Source organism: Allobosea sp. TAB14 (assembly GCF_052113865.1).
In the GTDB taxonomy this organism is placed as follows: domain Bacteria; phylum Pseudomonadota; class Alphaproteobacteria; order Rhizobiales; family Beijerinckiaceae; genus Allobosea; species Allobosea spartocytisi.
Window position 1 is genome coordinate 40593 of the sequence record NZ_JBFRDQ010000043.1, and the last position, 22904, is coordinate 63496.

At 68.4% G+C, this 22904-nt stretch carries 20 protein-coding genes; 12 read left to right on the forward strand and 8 right to left on the reverse strand.

Going from position 1 to position 22904, the window contains the following annotated elements; translation table 11 throughout:
• Nucleotide 1: 1 nt before the first annotated feature.
• Complete coding sequence (locus tag AB4Y99_RS08825; RefSeq protein ID WP_441523047.1) at nucleotides 2–751, reverse strand: enoyl-CoA hydratase-related protein; 750 nt, start codon at nucleotides 749–751, stop codon at nucleotides 2–4.
• Between the two features lie 199 nt (nucleotides 752–950).
• Between AB4Y99_RS08825 and AB4Y99_RS08830 the strand changes: the two genes are divergently transcribed.
• Nucleotides 951–2012, forward strand: coding sequence for a DUF808 domain-containing protein (locus AB4Y99_RS08830; RefSeq protein ID WP_441523048.1), 1062 nt, complete (start codon nucleotides 951–953; stop codon nucleotides 2010–2012).
• A gap of 11 nt (nucleotides 2013–2023) precedes the next feature.
• On the opposite strand, the gene AB4Y99_RS08835 is transcribed toward AB4Y99_RS08830, so the two are convergent.
• Nucleotides 2024–2704 (reverse strand): nitroreductase, encoded by a 681-nt coding sequence (locus tag AB4Y99_RS08835; protein ID WP_441523049.1) that lies wholly within the window; start codon nucleotides 2702–2704, stop codon nucleotides 2024–2026.
• A 139-nt stretch (nucleotides 2705–2843) separates the two neighbouring features.
• On the opposite strand from AB4Y99_RS08835, the gene AB4Y99_RS08840 reads away from it, so the two are divergent.
• A complete protein-coding gene (locus tag AB4Y99_RS08840; protein ID WP_208112942.1) occupies nucleotides 2844–3452 on the forward strand; it encodes a histidine phosphatase family protein in 609 nt (202 codons plus the stop codon).
• 3 nt (nucleotides 3453–3455) lie between these two features.
• Here AB4Y99_RS08840 and AB4Y99_RS08845 read toward each other — a convergent pair whose 3' ends face one another.
• A complete protein-coding gene (locus AB4Y99_RS08845; RefSeq protein WP_441523050.1) occupies nucleotides 3456–5093 on the reverse strand; it encodes a lysine--tRNA ligase in 1638 nt (545 codons plus the stop codon).
• Nucleotides 5094–5315: 222 nt separating this feature from the next.
• On the opposite strand from AB4Y99_RS08845, the gene AB4Y99_RS08850 reads away from it, so the two are divergent.
• From AB4Y99_RS08850 to AB4Y99_RS08865, 4 genes are all read left to right on the forward strand, one after another.
• On the forward strand, nucleotides 5316–6467 hold the full coding sequence (locus AB4Y99_RS08850) for an amidohydrolase (RefSeq protein ID WP_441523051.1): 1152 nt from the start codon (nucleotides 5316–5318) through the stop codon (nucleotides 6465–6467).
• Between the two features lie 184 nt (nucleotides 6468–6651).
• Nucleotides 6652–6822, forward strand: coding sequence for a hypothetical protein (locus tag AB4Y99_RS08855; RefSeq protein WP_441523052.1), 171 nt, complete (start codon nucleotides 6652–6654; stop codon nucleotides 6820–6822).
• Nucleotides 6823–6852: 30 nt separating this feature from the next.
• Nucleotides 6853–7890 carry an aspartate-alanine antiporter-like transporter gene (locus AB4Y99_RS08860; protein WP_441523071.1) on the forward strand — a complete coding sequence of 346 codons (1038 nt, stop codon included), beginning with the start codon at nucleotides 6853–6855 and terminating at the stop codon, nucleotides 7888–7890.
• A 20-nt stretch (nucleotides 7891–7910) separates the two neighbouring features.
• Entirely contained in the window at nucleotides 7911–9614 is a 1704-nt protein-coding gene (locus AB4Y99_RS08865; RefSeq protein WP_441523053.1) for a bifunctional aspartate transaminase/aspartate 4-decarboxylase, read from the forward strand.
• On the opposite strand, the gene AB4Y99_RS08870 is transcribed toward AB4Y99_RS08865, so the two are convergent.
• The 3 genes from AB4Y99_RS08870 to uxaC form a co-directional block, all read right to left on the reverse strand.
• Nucleotides 9581–10168 (reverse strand): transporter substrate-binding domain-containing protein, encoded by a 588-nt coding sequence (locus AB4Y99_RS08870; protein ID WP_441523054.1) that lies wholly within the window; start codon nucleotides 10166–10168, stop codon nucleotides 9581–9583. The two genes, AB4Y99_RS08865 and AB4Y99_RS08870, sit on opposite strands and share 34 nt — an antisense overlap.
• Before the next feature lie 176 nt (nucleotides 10169–10344).
• Nucleotides 10345–11814, reverse strand: coding sequence for a mannitol dehydrogenase family protein (locus tag AB4Y99_RS08875; protein ID WP_441523055.1), 1470 nt, complete (start codon nucleotides 11812–11814; stop codon nucleotides 10345–10347).
• Nucleotides 11811–13214, reverse strand: a complete 1404-nt coding sequence (gene uxaC, locus AB4Y99_RS08880) for a glucuronate isomerase (RefSeq protein ID WP_441523056.1) — start codon at nucleotides 13212–13214, stop codon at nucleotides 11811–11813. The genes AB4Y99_RS08875 and uxaC overlap by 4 nt, the downstream gene beginning before the upstream one ends.
• A 174-nt stretch (nucleotides 13215–13388) precedes the next feature.
• Between uxaC and AB4Y99_RS08885 the strand changes: the two genes are divergently transcribed.
• From AB4Y99_RS08885 to AB4Y99_RS08905, 5 genes are read left to right on the forward strand one after another with little or no spacing between them, the layout of a single operon-like run.
• Nucleotides 13389–14879, forward strand: a complete 1491-nt coding sequence (locus AB4Y99_RS08885; protein ID WP_441523057.1) for an ABC transporter substrate-binding protein — start codon at nucleotides 13389–13391, stop codon at nucleotides 14877–14879.
• 25 nt (nucleotides 14880–14904) lie between these two features.
• Nucleotides 14905–15849 (forward strand): ABC transporter permease, encoded by a 945-nt coding sequence (locus tag AB4Y99_RS08890; RefSeq protein ID WP_441523058.1) that lies wholly within the window; start codon nucleotides 14905–14907, stop codon nucleotides 15847–15849.
• A complete protein-coding gene (locus tag AB4Y99_RS08895) occupies nucleotides 15846–16706 on the forward strand; it encodes an ABC transporter permease (RefSeq protein WP_441523059.1) in 861 nt (286 codons plus the stop codon). Before AB4Y99_RS08890 ends, AB4Y99_RS08895 begins: the two co-directional genes overlap by 4 nt.
• 26 nt (nucleotides 16707–16732) lie before the next feature.
• Nucleotides 16733–18121, forward strand: a complete 1389-nt coding sequence (locus AB4Y99_RS08900; RefSeq protein WP_441523060.1) for an amidase — start codon at nucleotides 16733–16735, stop codon at nucleotides 18119–18121.
• Nucleotides 18122–18147: 26 nt separating this feature from the next.
• Nucleotides 18148–18948, forward strand: coding sequence for an SDR family NAD(P)-dependent oxidoreductase (locus tag AB4Y99_RS08905; protein WP_441523061.1), 801 nt, complete (start codon nucleotides 18148–18150; stop codon nucleotides 18946–18948).
• A 29-nt stretch (nucleotides 18949–18977) separates the two neighbouring features.
• Here the strand turns inward: AB4Y99_RS08905 and AB4Y99_RS08910 are convergent, their stop codons facing one another.
• Both AB4Y99_RS08910 and AB4Y99_RS08915 read right to left on the reverse strand, forming a co-directional pair.
• On the reverse strand, nucleotides 18978–19538 hold the full coding sequence (locus tag AB4Y99_RS08910; RefSeq protein ID WP_038363148.1) for a DUF4337 domain-containing protein: 561 nt from the start codon (nucleotides 19536–19538) through the stop codon (nucleotides 18978–18980).
• Between the two features lie 157 nt (nucleotides 19539–19695).
• The gene (locus tag AB4Y99_RS08915) at nucleotides 19696–20622 is read right to left on the reverse strand and encodes a tyrosine recombinase XerC (RefSeq protein WP_441523062.1); all 927 of its coding nucleotides are present in this window, start codon (nucleotides 20620–20622) and stop codon (nucleotides 19696–19698) included.
• Between the two features lie 59 nt (nucleotides 20623–20681).
• Here AB4Y99_RS08915 and AB4Y99_RS08920 point away from each other — a divergent pair, with 59 nt between their 5' ends.
• Nucleotides 20682–22865 carry a primosomal protein N' gene (locus AB4Y99_RS08920; RefSeq protein WP_441523063.1) on the forward strand — a complete coding sequence of 728 codons (2184 nt, stop codon included), beginning with the start codon at nucleotides 20682–20684 and terminating at the stop codon, nucleotides 22863–22865.
• Nucleotides 22866–22904: the final 39 nt, after the last annotated feature.

A 22904-nucleotide genomic window follows, 5' to 3' on the forward strand; every position in this document is an offset into this window, starting at 1 on the left:
GCTATTTCTTCAAGAACGCCGCGAACGCCGCCATGGCCTCGGCCGAGCGCAGGCGCTCGCCGAAATGGTGGGCCTCCGTCGCGATGGTTTCGGCCACTGCCGCAGCCGAGCCGCGCTTCAGCAGCATCTTGGTCAGGGCGACCGATTGCGGCGGCAGTGCCGCCAGCGCCTTCGCCTTGGCGAGCCCCTGCTCCAGCGCCGTGCCCTCCGGCACCACGGCATTGACGAGCCCAGCCCCGGCGGCGGTCGCGGCGTCGAAGGCCTCGCCCAGCATCAGCAGTTCCGCCGCCTTCTTCGAGCCCGCGACCAGCGGCAGGAGATAGCTCGACCCGCCCTCGGGCGAGAGGCCGAGCGCGACGAAGGGCAGGCGGAAGCTCGCACCGCTGCCTGCGAAGGCGAGATCGCAATGCAGCAGCATCGTCGTGCCGATGCCGACGGCAAAACCCTCGACGGCAGCGACGATGGGCTTCTTCGCCGTCGAGATCGCGTCGAGGAAGTCGATGGCGACGCGCGGGCCTTCGCCGGCCGCGGCGGCCATGGCGAAATCCTTGATGTCGTTGCCGCTGGTGAAGCAGCCGCCGGCGCCGGTCAGCAGGATGGCGCGGACCGCGTCATCCGCCTCGGCCGTGGCGATGGCCGCGATCAGCCCGGCATAGCTGGCGCGGTCGAGCGCGTTCTTCCGGTCGGGCCGGTTCATGGTGATCTGCACGACGCCCGCCGCGACGATCTCGCTCAACACGCTTTCGCTCATCTCGGTCCGCCTTCCGGGGAATGTCCTGCCGGGATGGCATGCGGTTTCCCGGCCGGTCAAGCGAGGCGGGCTTCGCCTTTCGTCACGGATCGCCCGCTCTTCGCACCGGTGCCGTCGTCAGGCGGGAAGCGGAGCTTGCGCGATTGCGCGCGGCGCACAAGCTCCTATCCTGCCGGACACGCCGATAGGGGAGAGACGCTTGGCATCCGGTCTGTTCGCATTGCTCGACGATGTCGCCGGCATCGCCAAGGTCGCGGCGTCGTCCGTCGACGACATCGTGGCGCAGGCGGGCAAGGCGGGAGCCAAGGCGGCGGGCGTCGTCATCGACGATGCGGCGGTGACGCCGCGCTATGCCGTCGGTTTCGCGGCCTCGCGCGAATTGCCGATCATCTGGCGCATCGCGCTGGGCTCGCTGCGCAACAAGCTTCTCTTCCTGTTGCCCGGCGCGCTCATCCTGGCCGTGGTCGCGCCCTGGGCGATCACGCCGCTGCTGATGGCTGGCGGCGTCTTCCTCTGCTTCGAGGGGGCGGAGAAGCTGCTGGAGCTGGTGCTGCCGCATGGATCGCAGGATAGCGCGAAGGCGGGGGAGGCGGCGGCCGGCGATCCCACGGTCCTCGAACGGCAGAAGATCGCGGGCGCGATCAAGACCGATTTCATCCTTTCGGCCGAGATCATGGCGATCACGCTCGCGGGTGTGTCGGACCAGTCCTTCTGGATGAAGGCGGCCGTGCTCGCCATCGTCGGCATCGGCATCACCGCCGCCGTCTATGGCGTCGTCGCCCTGATCGTGAAGGCAGACGATGTCGGCGTGGCGCTCGCCGGCAATGAGCGCCCGGCTACCAGCTTGCTGGGGCTGAGGCGGCTGGAACCGGGCGAGGCGAGCTGGCCCGATCGCGCTTTGCGCCGGCTGACGCGGCCGCTCGGCCGCGGCCTCGTCGTCGGCATGCCCCATTTCCTCGGCCTGCTCGGCGCGGTCGGCACGGCGGCGATGCTCTGGGTCGGCGGCGGCATCATCATCCACGGGCTGGAAGGCTACGGGCTCGGCGCGCTCGGCCACTTCCTCCACGATCTCTCGGTCGCGACCGGGAAAGCCCTGCCGGCCGGGTTGAGCGGGGCGGGCGAATGGCTGGCGGGCGCGGTGCTCGCGGCGGCCTTCGGCCTCGTCGTCGGCGGCATCGCCATCGCCGCGATGCATTGGATGGTGAGCCCGATCTTCAAGCTGTTCCGCAAGGACGAGCGCAAGGCGTCRCTCGGCGGCTAGGCTTTCCCCGTTCAATCCAGCCAGGTGGTGAAGTTCTCGACCGGCTCGCGCTCGGGCACCAGGCGGTTGGCCGGGGCGTCGGGGTCGGCCTTGCCGATGGCAATGCCGCAGACCACGACCTCGTCCTCAGGGATAGCGAGCTCGCGCCGCACGACCGGGTGGAACTGGGCGAAAATCGCCTGCGGGCAGGAATCGAGGCCGTGGCCCTGCGCGGCGATCAGCAGATTCTGCACGAACATGCCGAGATCGAGCCAGGAGCCGATCTCCAGATCGCGGTCGATCGTGACCATCAGCGCGACCGGCGCGTCGAAGAAGCGCAGATTCGCCGCCGTCTGGCGCTTCATGCCCTCGATGTCGCCCTTCGCGACGCCGAGCAGGCCGTAGAGATCCCAGCCGACCTTGCGGCGGCGCGAGAGATAGGGCTCGCGGAAGCGCTCGGGGTAATAGCGGTATTCCTCGGTGCCGGGCCGCTCGCCGGCCTCGAGCGCGGCGAGCAGGGCGGTTTCGAGCCGCGCCCGCGCCTGCGGGCCGATCACGCGGAGCTTCCAGGGCTGCATATTGGTGCCGGAGGGCGCCTGCGCCGCCAGATCGATCAGCCGGCGCAGCAAGGCAGGATCGACGGGGTCGGGCCGGAAGGCCCGGATGGCGCGGCGCGCGCGGATCGCACGTTCGACAGCTTCGGCGGTCGTCATGGAAAGGTCGATCTCCTGCGGTCCTGTGTGTTCGGCAGCCTGCGGCGCAGTCTCGAATCGGTCGCGGCGCGGGTCTGCGTGGTTATCCTATAGGCGGATGAGGCGGGCGGCATCGGCCGGCCCGCAGGGAGGAACGAGCATGATGGCCGCAGCAAGGTTGGTGGTCGCGTTGCTGGCGGCGGCGGCCATGGGTTCACCCGCCGCCGCGCGCTCGGTCGAGACGATCGTGCTCGTCCGGCATGGCGAGAAGCCGTCCGGCGGCTTCGGCCGGCTCGATTGCCAGGGCCTCAACCGGGCGCAGGCCTTGCCCGGCGTGATCCTGGGCGCTTTCGGCAAGCCCGATGCGCTGTTCGCGCCCGATCCCGGCCATCTCAAGAAGGATGACGGCGTCAAATATCCCTATCGGCGTCCGCTCCAGACGCTCGAGCCGCTGTCGCGGCAGCTCGGCCTGCCCATCCAGACGCCCTATGGCTACAAGCAGACCGGGCGGCTGGCGCAGGCGCTCGATGCGCCCGACTATCGCGGCGCGACCGTGGTCGTCGCCTGGGAGCACAAGCGCCTCGTCGATCTCGCGCGGCGGCTCATGACCGAGCATGGCGGGGATGCCGATGCGGTGCCGCGCTGGCACGGCAGCGATTTCGACGGCATCTATGTCGTCCGCATCGCGCGCGACGGCGAAACGGCGAGCGCAAGCTTCGAGCAGCGCCGGCAGGGGCTGGACGGGCAGTCCCGGAACTGCCCGCCCTGAGGGTCAGCCGCCCTTGCGCGTCTCCAGGAAGGCGGCGTGCTCTTTCAGGAGATCGCCGCTGAGCGCCTTCGCGATCAGCGCGCGGGTGTTGGGCAGGCCGTAGATCGCGGCGAAGGAGCCGAAGCGCGGGCCCTGATCCTCGCCGAACATCACCTGGTAGATCGCCTTCCACCAGTCGCCCGAGACGCCCGGCCGCTCCGGCGTCGCGTTCTTGGCGGTGAGGTTCTGGTAGCGCGGGATGGCCCGGGCGACGTCCAGCGCGGTGTCCTGCACCATCTCGGGCGTCGGATCGGCTGGCAGGGCGGCCAGCGCCGCGTCGAGCTTGGTGAAGGCGTCGCGCTCGACCTCGTCGGCCGGGCGATAGCTCTTCGCCGGCTTCACGAAATCACGGAAATAGGCGATCGCGTAGCCGACCAGCGCGTCGAGGCGCGGATGGGTCTGCGGCGACATGCCCGGCGCATAGCGCTGGAGGAAGCCCCAGAGCACGCCCTTGTCCTCGGAATTCGCGACGGCGACGAGGTTCATCAGCAGGCCGAAGGTGACCTGCGTCCGGACSGCGTTRTCGCCTTCGCCCGAGGCGATSACCTCCGGCGCCGGCGGGTTGCCGKYATGGATRTGCCAGACSGGRTTGCCGAGCCGGTTCTTCCARTCCTGCCGCTCRTAGCCGYYGAGGAACTGCAGATACTCGTCGATGGCGCGCGGGATGACGTCGAAATGCAGCTTCTTGGCCTCGCGCGGGCGCTGGAACATGTAGAGCGCCAGGCTCTCCGGCGGGCCATAGGTCAGCCAGTCCTCGATGGTCAGGCCGTTGCCCTTCGACTTCGAGATCTTCTGGCCGAGATCGTCGAGGAAGAGCTCGTAGTTAAAGCCTTCCGGCGGCGTGCCGTCGAGCGCGCGGGCGATCTGCGAGGAGACCTTGACCGAGTCGATCAAATCCTTGCCGGCCATCTCATAGTCGACGCCGAGCGCGACCCAGCGCATCGCCCAGTCGGGCTTCCACTGCAGCTTCACATGGCCGCCGGTTACCGGTGAGACGAAGCGCTCCTTCGTCTGCGGGTCGGTCCAGGCGATGGTGCCGGCCTCGACATCGACCTCGTCGATCGGCACCTGCATGACGACGCGCGTCTTCGGGTGGATCGGCAGGAAGGGCGAATAGGTCGCGGCCCGCTCCTCGCGCAAAGTCGGCAGCATGATCTTCATCACCGCATCGTAGCGGGCGAGCATCTTGAGCAGCGTCGCATCGAACTCGCCGGCGCGGTACGAGTCGGTCGAGGACTTGAACTCGTARTCGAAGCCGAASYSGTCGAGGAAGGCRCGCAGGCGSGCRTTGTTRTGSCGGCCGAAMSWRTCATGCGTGCCGAAMGGRTCSGGSACCTCGGTCAGCGGCTTGCCGAGATTGTTGGCGAGCAGCTCCTTGTTCGGCACGTTGTCCGGCACCTTGCGCAGCCCGTCCAGATCGTCCGAGAAAGCGATGAGGCGGGTCGGAATCGTGTTGCCGGTCAGCACGCGGAAGGCGTGGCGGACCATCGAGGTGCGCGCGACCTCGCCGAAGGTGCCGATATGCGGCAGGCCCGAGGGGCCATAGCCCTTTGGCAGATCGAAAAGGGGTGCGTCAATGCGCGAAACGCACAGCGGCGGCATTCGGATGATCCTTTGCCGTGCTCCCCTGCCAGTATAGCTTGACGACCTCGCTGTGGCTGAAGCCGCAGCCCTCATCCTGAGGAGGTCGCGAATGCGGCCGTCTCGAAGGATGTTCCAGGGTGCTCTGGAACATCCTTCGAGACGCGCTCCTTTGGAGCGCTCCTCAGGATGAGGGCTGCGGAACGCATTTGCGAGGCTATCGATTTTGAAAGGAACCCCGCCTTGGACCGCGACCTGCTCGACAAGCTGACCGCCTGGCGACGCCATCTCCACGCCCATCCGGAGCTCGGCCGTCACGAGAAGGCGACGAGCGCCTTCGTGCAGGAGAAGCTGACCGAGCTCGGCGTGCCCTTCACCGCCGGCATCGGCGGCCATGGCGTGGTGGCGACGCTGAAGCGCGGCGCCTCCGAGCGCAGCGTCGGCCTGCGCGCCGACATGGACGCGCTGCCGATCCAGGAGGCCAGCGACCTGCCCTACAGGTCGAAGACGCCCAATGTGATGCATGCCTGCGGCCATGACGGGCATACCACCGCGCTGCTCGGCGCCGCGGCGCTGCTCAAGGGCGACGAGGGCTGGAGCGGCACGGTGCAGTTCGTCTTCCAGCCGGCGGAGGAGGGGGCGGGCGGCGCCCAGGCGATGCTCGCCGACGGCGTGCTCGAGCGCTTCCCGATGGAGCGCGTCTTCGCGCTGCATAACTGGCCGGGGCTGGAAGCCGGCACCGTCGCGGTGCATCGCGGGCCGGTGATGTCGGAGCCCGGACGCTTCAAGATCACGCTCACCGGCAAGGCGGGGCATGCGGCGCTCCCCGAGCAGACGCATGATCCGATCGTCGCGATGGGCCATCTCATTGTCGCGCTGCAGACGATCGTGTCGCGCAATGTCGATCCGATGGAGTCCGCCGTGGTCTCGATCGGGCAGGTGCATGGCGGGCTCGCCTCCAACCAGATCCCGACCAGCGTGTTCATCGAGGGCACTTTCCGCACCTTCGTGCCGGCGGTCAGGAACCGCCTGCTGGCGCGGCTCAAGGGCATCGCTGAGAACATCGCCGCGACCTTCGAGATGACGGCCGCGGTCGAGACGACGCATGGCAGCGCCACGATCAACACGGCTCCCGAGGAGGAGATGGCCGTCGCCGCCGGCGAGGCCGCGGGGCTCGCCGTCCGGCGCGACCTGAAGGCCAGCACCACGGGCGAGGATTTCGCCTATTTCCTGGAACGCCGCCCCGGCTGCTACATCTGGATGGGTAATGGCCCGGCCGTGAATGGCGGCGACCTGCACAATGACCGCTACGACTTCAACGACGCGATCCTGCCGGCAGCGTCCGGCTGGCTCGCGGCTGTGGCGAAGCAGGCACTGGCCAGCAACGCGCCCTGAGCTTCGCCAAGGCGGGCAACGTCTTCGAAGGCGAGGCGCCGGCGCCTCGCCTTCCGAACCGGAGGAACCGAAGCAGGCTGTCAGGGACAGAATCGGCAAGCTGGGTTTCGCTCGGCTGACCCAGTCGGCGATCATCGGCACGGCGAGCGCCGCGATCGGCAAGCTCGGGCTCGCGGCCGACGAGGTGCAGCGCCTGCAGGGCAATGTCGCCGTCGGCTATGCCGTGACCTATATCTTCGGCTCCTTCGGCGCGATCATCGTCTGCGTCAACATCCTGCCCTGGCTGATGGGGCGCAGCATCCGCGACGATGCGATCAAGGCGGAAGCCGCGCTGCTTGCCGGCATCCGCGTCTAGGGGCCGGGCGAGCAGCCGGCGGCGCCCGATCTGGTCGGGCGGCTCTACAAGGTCGAGAAGGTCGCCGGGCGAGCTGTCGCGGAGGTCGAGGCGCTGGCGCAGGGCGATGCGATCAGCATCGAGCGGATCAAGCGCGGCGGGGCCGTGGTCGGCGTCGAGCCCTCGCTGAAGCTGGCTGCGGGCGACATCATCCTCGTCGTCGGGCGGCGTGCGGGCGTCGTCGGCGTTGCCGCGCAGATCGGCCCGGAGCTGCAATCCTCGGAAGGCATGGATCTGGTCGTGCAGGTCCGGGACGTCGCCATCGCCAATCGCGACTTCATCGGCAAGAGCGTCCAGCAGATCAGGGACGCTACTGCGGGCAATCTGCGCCACGGCATCTATGTCACCGGGTTGCAGCGCGCCGGCAAGCCGTTGCCGCTGAAGCCCGACACGGTGATCGAGCCGGGCGATGTCGTGCAACTCTACGGCACGGCGGAAGACGTGCAGCGCGTCGCCAAGGTCGTCGGCACGGTGATCGTCGCCAGCGACAAGACCGATTTCGTCTTTCACGGGCTCGGGCTGGTGGTCGGCCTGCTCATCGGCCTCATCGTCGTGCGCATCGGCTCGATCCCGCTGACGCTYGGCAGCGGCGGCGGSGCSCTGCTCTCCGGCCTSCYSTTCGGCTGGTATCGCAGYCGCAACCTSRCSATCGGCAACATGCCGACGSCGGCATCGACCCTGCTGCGCGATCTCGGCCTCGCCGGCTTCGTCGCCGTGGTCGGCCTGCAATCCGGCCAGCAGGCGGTCAGCACCATCATCCAGCAGGGGCTGTCGATCTTCCTGATCGGTGTGGTCGTGACCATCCTGCCGMTGATCATCACCATGCTSGTKGGCCGCTACATCCTGCGCTACGACAATACGGCGATCTTCGCCGGCGCGCTCTCGGGCTCGCGCAGCGCCAATCCCGCCTTYGGCGAGGTKCTCGACAAGGCCGGCAATTCCATCCCGACCACGCCCTTCGCGATCACCTATGCGCTCGCGAATGTCTTCCTGACCCTGCTCGGCCCGCTTGTCGTGGCCTTCGCCTGAACGAAACGAGGAGACGCAAGATGGCAGCCGATTACAGCCAGTATGCCAAGCTCAGCCCGTTCGAGCTCAAGGACGAATTGATCAAGCTGGCTTCGGGCCGGGAGAACCGGCTGATGCTCAATGCCGGCCGCGGCAACCCCAATTTCCTCGCGACCTTGCCGCGCCGGGCCTTCTTCCGGCTCGGCCTGTTCGCGGCGAACGAATCCGAACTGTCGTTCTCCTACATGCCGAACAATGTCGGCGGCCTGCCGCAGATCGCCGGGATCGAGGGGCGCTTCGAGCGCTTCATCGCCGATAACCGCGACCAGCCCGGCGTCGTCTTCCTCGGCCGGGCGCTGAGCTATGTGCGCGACCAGCTCGGCCTCTCGGCCGCGGCCTTCCTGCACGAGATGGTCGAAGGCATCCTGGGCTGCAATTACCCGGTGCCGCCACGGATGCTCCGGGCCAGCGAGGAGATCGTCAAGCACTACATCGTCAAGGAGATGGTCGGCGGCTTCATCCCGCCCGGCAATGTCGATCTCTTCGCGGTCGAGGGCGGCACCGCCGCCATGACCTATATCTTCAACACGCTGAAGCAGAACGGCCTCGTCAAGAAGGGCGACAAGGTCGCGATCGGCATGCCGGTCTTCACGCCCTATATCGAGATCCCCGAGCTCGACGAATACGGGCTGGTCGAGGTTGCGATCAACGCCGATCCGAAGAAGGAGTGGCAATATCCGGATTCCGAGCTGGAGAAGCTCAAGGACCCGGCGATCAAGATCTTCTTCTGCATCAATCCGAGCAATCCGCCCTCGGTGAAGATGGATGATCGCAGCCTGGAGAAGGTCGCCGCGATCGTGCGCGAGCACCGGCCGGACCTGTTCATCCTGACGGACGACGTCTACGGCACTTTCGCCGACGATTTCCGCTCGCTCTTCGCGCTCTGCCCGCAGAACACGATGCTGGTCTATTCCTTCTCGAAATATTTCGGCGCGACGGGCTGGCGTCTCGGCGTGGTCGCGACGCATCGGAACTCGATCTTCGACAAGGCTTTGGCAGCCCTGCCGGAGGCGGCCAAGGCCGCGCTCGACCGACGCTATGGCTCGCTCCTGCCGGATGTGCGCTCGCTCAGCTTCATCGACCGGCTCGTCGCCGACAGCCGTACGGTGGCGCTGAACCACACCGCCGGCCTCTCGACGCCGCAGCAGGTGCAGATGGTGCTGTTCTCGCTCTTCGCCCTGATGGACGAGGCCGATGGCTACAAGGCGGAGCTGAAAAAGCTGATCCGCCGGCGCGAGGCGGCGCTCTATCGCGAGCTCGGCGTCGCGCAGGAGAGCGATCCCAACGCGGTCGACTACTACACGCTGCTCGATCTCGAGGCGATCGCGCGCGACCTCTACGGCGACGATTTCGCGGCCTGGGTGAAGGACAACGTCAATCCCGACGAGCTGCTGTTCCGCATCGCCGACGAGACCGGCATCGTGCTGCTGCCCGGCCGCGGCTTCGGTACCCAGCAGCCGGCCGGTCGCGCCTCGCTCGCCAATCTCAACGAGTTCGAATACGCCAATATCGGGCGGTCCTTGCGCGGCATGGCCGAGGAGTTCCACGCGCTCTACGAGAAGGGCGGCGGCGGCAAGCGGTCCGGCAGGGGCAAGGCCAAGGCGAAAGACGCCGCCGCTGCCGACAAGGTCTCCGCCAAGGGCAAGGGCGGTCAGAAGGGGCTGACCGGGAAGAAGCGCAAATAGAGGCGGCTGTAGGTCCCGTCGTCCCAGAGGCTCTGGAGCGCGTAGTCGATGGCGCGTTGCAGGGCCGGGTCGTCCTTGCGCAGCAGGAAGGCGACGCCCTCGCCGAAATAACGGCTCTCGAGATAGGGCCCGCCCGAGAAGGCAAGCTCGCCGCCGCTGGCGGAAATCAGCAGCGCCAGCGCCGGGCCGTCACCGAAGACATATTCGGCGTCGCCGCTGCGCAACGCCGCGACGGCGGCGTTCAGGCCGCTGGTCTCGCGGAAGGTGTCGAAGCGGCGCGGCTGGATGGTGCAGGTCCAGCCGAGCTTGTCGCAGACGGCGCGGGCGAGCTCGACCGAGAAGCCGGTCAGCGCCCCGTCCGGCCCGGCGAAATGGAAGGGCGGATAGTCGTCATCGGTCAGGAAGCGCACGACGCGCGGCGGGCCGGGCTCGGGCCGGTCGAGCCTGATGCGCGGATCCCAGAAATTGGGGATGGCGATGCGCGGCTGGTCCTGCGCCGCGGCAGTCGCGGTGGCGAGGAGTGCGAAGGCAAAGGCGGCGAGCGCGCGAAGCATTGCGCGCATCTGGCGCCGGATGGCGGCGGGGATCAAGGGCCCGCCGTCATGCTCGGGTCTGACCCGAGCCTCTCTTGCTTGCCGGATGTGGGTCCGGAAGTCTTCTCGTTACGAGGTTCTCGGGTCGAAGCTGCGCCTCGCCCGAGAATGGCCTCGCCCGAGAATGACGGTGAGGCTCAACCCAGGCTCGCCGCCGTCGCCTTCGCGCCCTTGTCGAAGAGCGCAGCGAGATGCGCGGTCACCGGTTTCCTAAACCGTTGCTCGCCCGGCAGGTCGCTGCCGAAGATCGCCTCGATGCCGAGCAGGCTCGCGCTCAACGCCTCGGCGTTGCGGCCCGCGACATCGGCCCGGCGCTTGAACTCCGCCGCCAGCGGGTCGCGGACGTCGATGGCGCCGCCCTTCTCGTCGGTGCCGGTGACGTAGCGCATCCAGGCGGCGACGCCCAAAGCGAGGTGGTCGATTCCGGCGCCCGCCTTCAGCCGCTCGCGGATGGTGCCGAGCAGGCGCTGCGGCAGCTTCTGCGAGCCGTCCATGGCGATCTGCCAGGTGCGGTGGCGGATCGCCGGGTTCTGGAAGCGGGCGAGCAGAGCCTTCGCGTAATCCGCCAGTGCGACGCCCTGCGGTGCCGGCACGGTCGGGATGATCTCGCTCCAGAGCCCCTGCAGGAAGCGGGCGAGGACGGGATCGCCGCTGGCCTCGGCCACCGTCTCATGGCCGGCGAGATAGCCGAGATAGGCGAGCGAGGAATGCGCGCCGTTCAGCATCCTAAGCTTCATGAATTCGAAGGGCGCGACCTCCGTCACCATCTGCGCGCCGACCTGATCCCATTCGGGACGCCCATCCGCGAAAACGTCCTCGATTGCCCACTGCCGGAAGGGTTCGCCGATGACGGGCGCGGCATCGTCCAGGCCGGTCAGCTTGGCAACCTCGGCGATGTCGGCCTCGGTCGTCGCCGGCACGATGCGATCGACCATCGTCGCCGGGAAGGCGCCATTGGCCTCGATCCAGGCGGCGAGCCTGTCGTCGGTGAGCGCGGCGAAGTCGCGGACGAGGCCGCGCAGGACATGGCCGTTGGAGGGGAGGTTGTCGCAGCAGAGCGCGGTGAAGGGGCCAAGGCCTTCCGCCCGGCGCACGCGCAGGCCAGCAACCAGGATGCCGATGGCGGAGCGCGGCGCGTCCGGGTTTTCGAGATCATGGACGATGTCGGGATGGTCGGCTCTGAGCTTGCCGGTCGCCGGATCGTGGCAATAGCCCTTCTCGGTGACGGTCAGCGAGACGATGCGGGTCTCGGGCGAAGCGAGCTTCGCGACGAGGGCGGCCGGGCTTTCCGGCGCGACGAGCACATCCAGCACCGAGCCGATGACGCGCAGCTCCGGCCCCGTGGGGGCGAGCTTCAGCAGGGTGTAGAGCCCGTCCTGCGGTTTCAGCCGGTCGCGCTGGTCGGGGCGCTGGAGGCTGGCGCCGGTGATACCCCAGGCTCCGAAGCGGCTCTCCAGCGCGTCCTCGGTGTATTCGGCGAGATGGCCGCGGGCGAAGGCGCCGAGGCCAAGATGGACGATGCCGGGCCTGAGGGCGGCGCGGTCATAGGCCGGGCGGCGGACGCCCGCCGCGATCTGGCCGAGAGTGGCGTTGGAAAGGCGGGTCACAGCTTGTAGGCCTCCTTGGCGAGGCGATAGGCGAGGTCATGCGCCACTTCGGCCGCCTCGTCCTCCTCCAGCCGGTGCTCGGCGACGAGTTTCGCGAGATAGGCGCAATCGACCCGGCGGGCGAGGTCGTGGCGGGCGGGGATCGAGAGATAGGCGCGGGTGTCGTCGTTGAAGCCGACGGTGTTGTAGAAGCCGGCCGTCTCGGTCGTCAGCTCGCGGAAGCGCAGCATCGCCTCCGGCGCATCGAGGAACCACCAGCCCGGTCCGAGCTTCAGCGCCGGGTAATGCCCGGCGAGCGGGGCAAGCTCGCGCGAATAGCTGGTCTCGTCGAGGGTGAAGGCGATCACGGTGAGGTTGCGCTCGTTGCCAACGGCGTCGAGCAGCGGCTTCAGCGCTTCGACATAGTTGGTCGCGGTCGGGATATCGCAGCCCATGTCGCGGCCGAAATGCTCGAACAGCGCAGCGTTGTGGTTGCGCCAGGAGCCGGGATGGATCTGCAGGACGAGCCCGTCGTCCAGGCTCATCTTGGCCATCTCGGTCAGCATCTGGCCGCGGAACAGGTCGGCGTCCTTGGCCGAGACCTTGCCCTTCAGGATCTTGGCGTAGAGCTTCTCGGCCTCGGCATCGGAGAGATTGGCGGTGCGCGCCGTGGCGTGGCCGTGGTCGGAGGAGGTGGCGCCGCGCTGCTTGAAATAGGCGCGCCGCTGGCGATGGGCGGCGAGATAGCCGGTCCAGGAGCCGACATCCTCGCCTGTCAGTTCGCCGAGCTTTTCGAGGTTCTCGGCAAAGCCCTCGAATTCCGGATCGACGACGCTGTCGGGCCGATAGGCGGTGACGACCTTGCCGCCCCAGCCGGAGTCGCGGACCATGTCATGCCATTTCAGGTCGTCGAGCGCGCCTTCGGTCGTGCTGATCGCCTCGATGTTGAAGCGCTCGAACAAAGCGCGCGGACGCAGTTCCGGCTCTTCCAGCTTGGCCGCGATCTTGTCGTAGATCCGGTCGGCATTTTCCGACGTCAGGCGCTCGTTGACGCCGAAAATGGTCGAGGCCGCGTGCTCGAACCAGAGTCTGGTCGGCGTGCCCCGGAAGAGATGCCAATGGTCTGCGAAGATCTGCCAGATCTTGCGCGGGTCGGTCTCGACCGGAGCGCCGTCCTTGCGCGGAATGCCGAGCTGTTCGAGCTGCACGCCCTGCGAATAGAGCATGCGGAAGATGTAGTGGTCGGGCTTGACGAAGAGCGTCGCCGGATCGGGAAACGGGTTGTTCTCGGCGTACCAGCGCGGATCGGTATGGCCGTGCGGGGAGATGATCGGCAGGTCGCGGATCGCTGCGAAGAGCCGTCGCGCGATGCCGCGCGTCACTGGATCGGCGGGAAAGAGGCGATCATCGTGCAGCAACATGGGGTATCTCCCTAGTGTTTGGCCGATCTCTAGAACTGCGCGCAGCAGGGGTCAATCGCGTGGTATACTAGTGCGCCAGAGACGCTTGTTTGTAAGCATCCGAAGTGGCGGGGTTGGGCTTGCAAGCGCTGCCGGACCCACGCCATCCTGCCCGCCGCAAACGGAGCGATGACGATGACGACGCGGCGTGAACTTCTGGCAGGGGCCGGTCTGGCGGCTGTCGCAACCCAGATGCCGGCGATCGCTTTCGCCCAGGCGAAGGATGCCGTCACCATCGGCATGACGCTGGAGCCGCCGACGCTCGACCCGACCTCCGGCGCCGCGCAGGCGATCCGCGAGGTGACGCTGCAGAACATCTTCGAGGGGCTGGTCAGGATGGACCGGACCGGCAAGATCCAGCCCTGCCTCGCCGAGAGCTGGGAGATCGCGCCCGACAACGTCACCTATCGTTTCACGCTCAGGAGCGGCGCGACCTTCCATGACGGCACGCCCTTCACCTCCGCGGAGGTGAAATTCTCCTTCGAGCGGGCCGTGGCGCCGGATTCGACCAATGCGCAGCGCCAGCTCTTCACGCCGATCGCGGAGATCGCGACACCCGATCCCGCGACCGTCGTCATCAAGCTCAAGCAGCCGACGGCGAGCTTCCTCTACGGGTTGAGCTGGGGCGATGCCGTGATCGTCGCGCCGGCGACGGCGGCGAACAACAAGACCGCCCCGATCGGAACCGGGCCGTTCAAGTTCGCGCGCTGGAACCGGGGCGACCGGCTCGAACTCACCCGCTTCGACGGCTATTGGGGGCAGAAGCCGTCATTGGCGAAGGCGACCTTCCGCTTCATGTCCGATCCACAGGCGCAGGTCGCGGCGCTGCGGGCCGGCGATGTCGACGCCAACACCAATCTCTCGGCGCCCGAGGCGGTGCCGCAGCTCCAGGCCGATCCCAGGCTCAAGGTCACCATCGGCAAGACCGAGGGCGAGACGGTGCTCGCCACCAACAACGCCAAGCCGCCCTTCGACAATCCCAAGGTGCGGCAGGCCATCGCCCATGCGCTCGACCGCAAGACCATCGCTCTCGGCGTCTACGGCTTCGACGTCACCCCGATCGGCAGCCATTTCTCGCCGCTGCACCCGGCCTATATCGACCTGACCGGCACCTACCCTTACGACCCCGAGAAGGCGAAGGCGCTGCTCAAGGAGGCGGGTTTCCCCAACGGCTTCTCCTGCACGCTGAAGCTGCCGCCCCCTTCCTATGCGCGCCGGGCCGGCGAGATCGTCGCGGCGCTGCTGGGGCAGGTCGGGATCAACGTTTCCATCGAGCCGCTCGAATTCCCGCAATGGCTGGAGCGCGTCTTCCGCAACAAGGATTACGACCTCAGCATCATCGCCCATACCGAGCCGCTCGACATCGATATCTATGCGCGCGACGACTACTACTTCCAGTACCGGAACCCCGCCTTCAAGGCGCTGGTCGCCAGGATCGCGGGAACGCTGGACGAGGGCGAGCGCAACGAGCTCTACAAGCAGGCGCAGCGCATGCTGGCTGATGACGCGGTCAACGGCTTCCTGTTCATCCTGCCGAAGATCACCGTCGCCAAGGCCGAACTGGAAGGTATGTGGACCGACTGGCCATTGCCGGTGACGCCGCTGGCGGAGCTGCGCTGGCGTTGAACGCGGCTCCGCCCGGGATCTTCTCGTGATCGGCTACATCCTGCGCCGCCTCGTCGTGCTGGTGCTGACGCTGCTGGCGGCGGCGCTGGTGATCTTCCTCGTGCTGGAGGTGCTGCCGGGTGATCCGGCAGCGGTGACGCTGGGCCTCAACGCCTCGCCCGAGGCACTGGCCGCGCTCCACGCCGAGCTGGGCCTCGACAAGCCGGCGCCGCTGCGCTTCCTCCTCTGGCTCGGCGGGCTCGCCAGCGGTGATCTCGGCCTGAGCTATACCTATCGCGTCCCGGTGGCGCAGCTCATCATGGAGCGGATGGCGGTGACGCTRCCGCTCGCCGTGCTCGCGATCGCGCTTGCCGTCCTGATCGGCATGCCGCTCGGCGTGCTTGCCGCCTCGCGCCATGGCAGGCTGGCCGATGCCGGCGTCATGGCCTTCGCGCAGGCGGGGCTCGCGATTCCGAATTTCTGGTTTGGGCTCTTGTTGGTGCTCGTCTTCGCGGTCGGACTCGGCTGGCTGCCGGCGGGCGGCTTTCCGGGCTGGCAGGCGGGGCTGGCCACCGCGCTGAAATCGCTGGCCATGCCGGCGCTGGCGCTGGCCCTACCGCAGGCGGCGATCATCGCGCGGGTGACGCGCTCGGCCATGCTCGACACGCTGCAGGAGGATTTCGTCCGCACCGCCCGCGCCAAGGGGCTGAGCGAGGGCACGACGATGCGCCGGCACGCGCTGCGCAACGCGCTGATCCCGGTGGTGACGATCCTCGGCCTGCAATTCTCCGTGCTGATCGCCGGCGCCATCATCATCGAGAACGTCTTCGCCTTGCCGGGGCTGGGGCGGCTCGTCTTCCAGGCCATCGCCCAGCACGATTTGATCGTGGTCAAGGACCTCGTCATGCTCTTTGCCGGCCTCGCCATCATCATCAATTTCGCCGTGGAACTGCTCTACGGGCTGATCGATCCGCGGCTGAGGCAGGCATGAGCGCGCTCGCGGACAAGGCGCCCGGCGGCAGGAAGCGCTGGTGGCTCGCACCGTCCTTCCTGATCGGGGCGGCATTGAGCCTTGCCGTGGTGGCGCTGGCGCTGGTTTCCTATGTCTGGACGCCGCATCCGCCGACGCAGATGGCGATCCTCCGGCGCTTGCAAGGCCCATCCGCCGCGAACTGGTTCGGCACCGACCCGTTCGGCCGCGACGTCTTCTCGATGATCATGGTCGGCGCGCGCAACTCGCTGGCGGTGGGGCTGGGCGCGGTCGGCATCGGCATGGTGCTGGGGACGGTGCTGGGGCTGATCGCGGCGGTGAGGCGCGACGGCGTCCTCGACAACATCATCATGAGGACCGCCGATTTCACCCACGCCTTCCCGGCGGTGCTGACGGCGATCATGATGACCGCCATCGCTGGACCTGGCATGCTCAATGCCGTCGTCGCGATCGGCGTGCTGAACCTGCCCTATTTCGCGCGCCTCGCACGCGGCGCGGCGCTGCAGGTCTGGGCGCAGGATTTCATCCAGGCGGCGCGGGCCAACGGGCTGAACAATCGCCAGATCACCATAGCCCATGTGCTGCCCAACATCGCCGGCATCCTGGTGGTGCAGGCGACGATCCAGTTCGCGTTGGCCGTGCTGGCGGAGGCGGGTCTGTCCTATCTTGGCCTGGGCACGCAGCCGCCCAACCCCTCCTGGGGGCGGATGCTCAACGAAGCCCAGACCTTCATGGCGGCGCAGCCCTGGCTTGCGATCTTTCCGGGTGCCGCGATCGCGCTGACCGTGCTGGGATTCAATCTGCTCGGCGACGGTCTGCGCGACGCGATCGATCCGCGCCTGCGCCGCAGCCGGTGAGGGTTGAAGGGAATGAGGATGCTTCGATGACCGACCTTGCCGATCTGAGCGCGGCCGAACTGCTGTCCGCCTATCGCGGCCGCTCGCTCTCGCCGGTCGAGGTGACGGAGGCCGTCATCGCCCGCATCGCCGCCTGGGAGCCGAAGCTCGACGCGCTCTGGGCCTATGACCCCGACGCGGCGCGGGCGCAGGCAAAAGCCTCGGAGGCGCGCTGGCTGAAGGGCGAGGCGCTGGCGCTCGACGGTGTGCCCGGCACGATCAAGGAGAATATCCGCACCAAGGGCGTGGCCGTGCCGCTGGGCACGGCCGCGAACGATCTCGCTCCTTCCGCCGACGATGCGCCCCCGGCGGCAAGGCTGCGCGAGGCCGGCTGCGTCATCCTCGSCAAGACGACGATGCCGGATTACGGCATGCTCTCCTCCGGGCTGTCGAGCTTCCACAGGCTCGCACGCAATCCATGGGACGTGACGAAGAATCCCGGCGGCTCCTCGGCCGGGGCCGGTGCGGCCGGGGCTGCGGGCTATGGCCCCTTGCATGTCGGCACCGATATCGGCGGCTCGATCCGCCTGCCGGCGGGCTGGTGCGGGCTGGTCGGTCTGAAGCCGAGCTTTGGGCGCGTGCCGATCGACCCGACCTATTACGGCCGCGTCGCCGGGCCGATGACGCGCACGGTTGAGGATGCCGCGCTGATGATGCGGGAACTCTCGAAGCCCGATGCGCGCGACGGCATGAGCCTGCCGCCGCAGGACATCGACTGGCTGGCGCTGGACATCGACCTGAAGGGGCTGCGCATCGGCCTCCAGCGCGATGCCGGCATCGGGCTCCCCGTCGAGCCCGAGACGAAGGCTGCGATCGAGGCGGCGGCGAAAGCCTTTGCCGATGCCGGGGCCATCGTCGAGCCGGTCGGGCCTCACATCACCCGCGCGATGCTCGACGGGCTCGACGATTTCTGGCGCCAGCGCGCCTGGGCCGATATCGGCGCCCTGCCGGCGGAGAAGCAGGCCCAGGTGCTGCCCTATATCTTCCAATGGGCGCAGCGCGGGCAGAACCTGCCGGGCGAGCGGGTCTATCGCGGCATGAGCCAGATGATGGCGATGCGCGACGCCGCGCTGAAGGCGATCCTGCCTTACGATTTCATCCTCTCGCCGGTGTCGCCGGTGCCGAGTTACCCGGCGGAATGGGCCTCTCCCGTCAACGATCCGGCCAAGCCCTTCGAGCATATCTGCTTCACGGTGGCGGCGAACATGTCGGACCAGCCGGCGGTCTCGGTTCATGCCGGGACGACGAAGGCCGGGCTGCCGATCGGCCTGCAGATCACCGGCAGGCGCTTCGACGATCTCGGCGTGCTCAGGATGGCGCGGGCCTGGGAAGAGATGCGCGGCCCGATCATCTGGCCGCGCGCACCCTCGGCCTGACGCTTTCATCGAACAGGAGAGAAGCCATGGATCTGCAACTCAAGGGCAAGCGCGCGCTGGTGACCGGTGGCAGCAAGGGCATCGGGCGCGCCATCGCGCGGCARCTCGCGCTCGAGGGCGCCGATGTCGTCATCGCCGCGCGCAACCGGGACGAGCTGGCCGAGGCCGCCTCGGCGCTCGCGGCCGAGAGCGGGCGCAAGGTGGTTGGCCATACCGTCGATACCCAGCACGACGACTCGGTGAAGGCGCTCGTCACCCATGCCGTCGAGGTGCTCGGCGGGCTCGATATCCTCGTGAACGCGGCGGGCAAGCCGGGCGGGCAGGCGCCGCCGCCGAAGCTTGCCGAGATCACCGACGCGCTGTTCTGGGACGACGTCAACGTCAAGGTGATGGGCTATCTGCGCATGGCGCGCGAGGCCGCGCCGCATATGGCGGCGAATGGCTGGGGCCGGATCATCAATATCAGCGGTCTCGCGGCGCGCTCGACCGGCTCCACCATCGGCTCGATGCGCAATGTCGCGGTCGCGGCGATGACCAAGAACCTCGCCGACGAGCTCGGCCCGCAAGGCATCAACGTCACCGTCGTCCATCCCGGCGTGACGCGGACCGAGCGCACGGCCTGGCTGGTCGGGGCGCGGGCGCAGGCGAGCGGCAAGAGCGAGGCGGAGGTCGAGGCCGGCATGACCGCGAACGTCACCATCGGCCGGCTGGTCGATGCGGCGGAGGTCGCGGATATCGTCGCCTTCCTCGCCTCGCCGCGCAGCGTCGCGATCAATGGCGATGCCATCGCCTGCGGCGGCGGCATGCGGGGCGCCATCCACTACTGAGGCAGCCCCTTACCGAGGCAGCAGCGCCCTCAGAACAGCAGATGCGGGGCGAACAGCGCGAGCCCCATGAAGGCGATCGCGACGGCGCCAAGCCCGCCTCCAACGCCGGCGAGCAGCGCCACGCCGGTGATGATCGAGGCCGAAGCGACGACGATGCCGATCTGGAGCAGGCCCGAGGCGATCTCGAAATTCTCGTTGCGGGCCTTGTAGTCGTCGCGCTGCTGCTCGGCCGCCTTGGCCCGCGCCATCAGCTCCTTGCGGCCTTCATTGGTCTCGGGCTCGCTGTTGTAGCGGGCGGCCGTCGCCTTCCAGCCGTCGATGCGCTTCTGCAGCCGGTCGCGGGTCGCCGCATCGGCGGTCGCGGCAAGATCGAGCTCGAGCGTTTCCGCCGCCGTGGTCACGACGGTGCCGCGGATCGTCTTGGCCTGGAAGAAGGCCCAGAGATTGGAGGCGTCGATGTTGCGCGCGATCGCGTCGTTCTCGGCCTGCTTGCCGCCGATCTCGGCCAGCGCCAGCAGCAGGGCCAGACAGGCGATCAGCAGCGCGATGCGCTTGTTGCCGCCTTCCGGGATCTCGACAGGTTCCGACATCGAATCACCTCGCAGGGCCACTATGGCCGCTGTTTAAGGCTTTCCGTTGCGGCAGCAAGATGTCGGATCGCCATGCGCCCTGGCGGGCAAGATGGCGTTCCGTTTTCCTCTTGCATCGGATTCGTCCGAAAASSGGWTTCCACTTTYCGGTCCGATGTCAGCGCCCCGCCCGCGGATGGGCGGCGTCATAGGCCGCCATCAGCCGGGCGGAATCGACGCGGGTGTAGATCTGCGTGGTCGAGAGCGAGGCGTGGCCGAGCAGTTCCTGGATGGCGCGCAGATCGCCGCCGCGCCCGAGCAGATGCGTCGCGAAGGAGTGGCGGAGCGAGTGCGGCGTCGCGGATGAGGGCAGGCCGAGCGCGCCGCGCAGCCCCTCGACCGCGAGCTGGATGATGCGGGGCGATAGCGGCCCGCCCTTGGCGCCGACGAAGAGCGGACCTTCCGGCGGCAGGCGCCAGGGGCAGAGCTTGAGATATTCCGCGATGGCGGCCACCACCACCGGCAGCACCGGCACCATCCGCGTCTTCGAGCCCTTGCCGATCACGGTCAGCGTCTCGCCGGCGCTTTGCGGCGCCTGGGCACGGGCGAGCGAGAGCGCCTCCGAGATGCGCAGGCCGCTGCCATAGAGCAGGCCGAGCACGGCGGCGTCGCGGGCCAGGATCCATTGCTCGCGCTCCTCGCCGGCGCGGGTGTCGGCCTGGGTGACGGCGCGCGCGGAGGCGGGTTCGAGCGGGCGCGGCAGCGATTTGCCGAGGCGGGGCCCGCGCGTCGCGGCGAAGGCCGCGGCGGTAAGCTTGCCGCTGCGCTCGCCGAAGCGGGCGAAGGAACGCAAAGCCGCGAGCTGGCGCATCAGCGTGCGGTTGCCGACGCCCTCGCGCCGGCGTTGACCGAGAAAGGCGCGCAGGTCGGCGGGCTTCAGCGCGGCGATATCGGCGAGCGAGGGCGCTCCGCCGAGATGCCCGGTGAGAAAAGCGGTGAACTGGCCGAGATCGCGGCCATAGGCTTCCAGTGTCTTCGGCGAGAGGCGCCGCTCGGCCGAAAGATGGGTCAGCCAGTCCTGCCGGAAGGAGTCGAAATCGGTCATCGCGGAAGCATGACGCTCCTGCCTTAACAGCAGCCGAATCGGTGCTAGACACTGGCAGGATGGACGAGACGGCGGACATGATCGAAGGCGGCACGGTCGACGTGCTGATCCCGCTCGGGCTCGACCAGGCCTATAGCTATGCCGTGCCGCCGGGGCTCGCGCTTGCGCCCGGCGATGTCGTGCAGGTGCCGCTGGGGCCGCGCGAGACCGTCGGCGTGGTCTGGGCCGTCGGGGCCGGGCGCGGCGGCAACCTCAAGAAGGTCACCGGCAAATACGACATGCCGCCGCTTGATCCGGCGCTCAGGAAGCTCGTCGACTGGGTCGCCTGGTACACGCTCGCGCCGAAAGGCTCGGTGCTCGCATTGGCGCTGCGCCGGCAGCCGGACGACACGCCCGAGCGACCGAAGCTCGGCGTCAGGCTCGCCGGGCCGCCGCCCGGCCGGATGACGCCGGCCCGCGCTCGTGCCATCGCCGCGGCCGAGGGTGGCCTGCTGATCGCGAAATCGGCGCTGGCCGAGGCGGCCTCGGTCAGCGCTGCCGTGATCGATTCCCTCGTCGATGCCGGCACCTTCATCGTCGAGCCGATGCCGCGCGAAGCCATCGCGGCGCTGCCCGATCCCGACCATGCCGTCCCGGAATTGTCGGAGGGGCAGGGCGAAGTGGCACAGGCGCTGGTGGCTGCCGTGCAGGCGAGGGCGTTCAGCGTCGCGCTGCTCGAAGGCGTCACCGGCTCGGGCAAGACCGAGGTCTATTTCGAGGCGGTGGCGGAGGCGATCCGGCAGGGCCGGCAGAGCCTGATCCTGATGCCGGAGATCGCGCTGACCGCGCAGTTCATCGACCGCTTCGAGGCCCGCTTCGGGGTCAGGCCGGGGCTCTGGCACTCGGCTGTAACTGGCCGAAAACGCGAGCGGCTGCAGGCGGCGATCGCGAGCGGCGAGGCGAAGGTGGTGGCCGGCGCCCGCTCGGCGCTGTTCCTGCCCTACAAGGATCTCGGCCTCATCGTCGTCGATGAGGAGCATGAATCCGCCTACAAGCAGGAGGACGGCGTCTCCTACCATGCTCGCGACATGGCTGTGGTGCGCGGGCGCATCGAGAACGCGCCGGTCGTGCTGGCTTCCGCGACGCCCTCGCTGGAAACCCGCGTCAATGCCGAGCGCGGCCGCTACACCCATCTCAAGCTGCCGGAGCGCTTCGGCGGGCGCGAATTGCCGACGCTCGGCCTCGTCGATCTGCGACGGGACAAGCCGGAGCGCGGGCGCTGGCTCTCCGGCGCGCTGGTCAAGGCGATCGAGACCAATATCGAGGCCAAGGAGCAGTCGCTGCTCTTCCTGAACCGGCGCGGCTATGCGCCGCTGACGCTCTGTCGCGATTGCGGTCACCGCTTCCAGTGCCCGAACTGCACGGCCTGGCTGGTCGATCATCGGTTCCGGCGGGCGCTGGTCTGCCATCATTGCGGCCATGTCGAGCGCCGGCCGCAGGAATGCCCGGCCTGCCACAAGCCCGAGAGCCTGATGGCCTGCGGGCCGGGCGTCGAGCGGCTGGCCGAGGAGGTCGCGACGCTTTTTCCACAGGCACGCTCGATCGTGCTCTCGAGCGATTTTCCCGGAGGGACGGAACGCCTGAAGACGGAATTGATGGCGGTGGCCGAGGGTGAGTTCGACATCGTCATCGGCACGCAGCTCGTCGCCAAGGGCCATAATTTCCCCGGCATGACGCTGGTCGGCGTCGTCGATGCCGATCTCGGCCTGACCTCGGGCGACCCGCGCGCGGCCGAGCGGACCTTTCAGGCGCTGCGGCAGGTCACGGGCCGCGCAGGACGGGGCGAGAAACCCGGCCGCGCCTTGCTTCAGACGCATGACCCGGAGCATCCCGTGCTCAAGGCGCTGGTCTCGGGCGACCCGGAGCGGTTTTATGCCGCAGAGGAGGCGTCGCGGGAGGCTGCGGGGCTGCCGCCCTTCGGCCGGCTGGCGGCGCTGATCGTCTCCGCGAACGGTCAGGCCGAGGCCGAAAGCCATGCCCGCGCGCTGGCGCGCTGCGCCGAGGCCGGCGACGGAATCGCGGTGCTGGGGCCGGCGGAAGCGCCTCTGGCGGTGCTGCGCGGGCGCCATCGCATGCGTCTGATCGTCAGGACGACCCGCGAGGTCAACCTGCAGGACTATCTGCGCGCCTGGCTGAAGCGCGGGCCCAAACCCAAGGGGTCGGTCCGGGTCGCGGTCGATGTCGATCCGCAGAGCTTCCTGTAAAATTGCTGAAAGCCGTGGCCCAATCGCCACTTCCATGGT

Bases quoted from the DNA above. Each gene is read 5' to 3' on its own strand.
- AB4Y99_RS08825 (WP_441523047.1), bottom strand. From the start codon at position 751: ATGAGCGAAAGCGTGTTGAGCGAGATCGTCGCGGCGGGCGTCGTGCAG.
- AB4Y99_RS08835 (WP_441523049.1), bottom strand. From the start codon at position 2,704: ATGACGACCGCCGAAGCTGTCGAACGTGCGATCCGCGCGCGCCGCGCC.
- AB4Y99_RS08840 (WP_208112942.1), top strand. From the start codon at position 2,844: ATGATGGCCGCAGCAAGGTTGGTGGTCGCGTTGCTGGCGGCGGCGGCC.
- AB4Y99_RS08865 (WP_441523053.1), top strand. From the start codon at position 7,911: ATGGCAGCCGATTACAGCCAGTATGCCAAGCTCAGCCCGTTCGAGCTC.
- AB4Y99_RS08870 (WP_441523054.1), bottom strand. From the start codon at position 10,168: ATGCTTCGCGCGCTCGCCGCCTTTGCCTTCGCACTCCTCGCCACCGCG.
- uxaC (WP_441523056.1), bottom strand. From the start codon at position 13,214: ATGTTGCTGCACGATGATCGCCTCTTTCCCGCCGATCCAGTGACGCGC.
- AB4Y99_RS08885 (WP_441523057.1), top strand. From the start codon at position 13,389: ATGACGACGCGGCGTGAACTTCTGGCAGGGGCCGGTCTGGCGGCTGTC.
- AB4Y99_RS08895 (WP_441523059.1), top strand. From the start codon at position 15,846: ATGAGCGCGCTCGCGGACAAGGCGCCCGGCGGCAGGAAGCGCTGGTGG.
- AB4Y99_RS08910 (WP_038363148.1), bottom strand. From the start codon at position 19,538: ATGTCGGAACCTGTCGAGATCCCGGAAGGCGGCAACAAGCGCATCGCG.
- AB4Y99_RS08915 (WP_441523062.1), bottom strand. From the start codon at position 20,622: ATGACCGATTTCGACTCCTTCCGGCAGGACTGGCTGACCCATCTTTCG.
- AB4Y99_RS08920 (WP_441523063.1), top strand. From the start codon at position 20,682: ATGGACGAGACGGCGGACATGATCGAAGGCGGCACGGTCGACGTGCTG.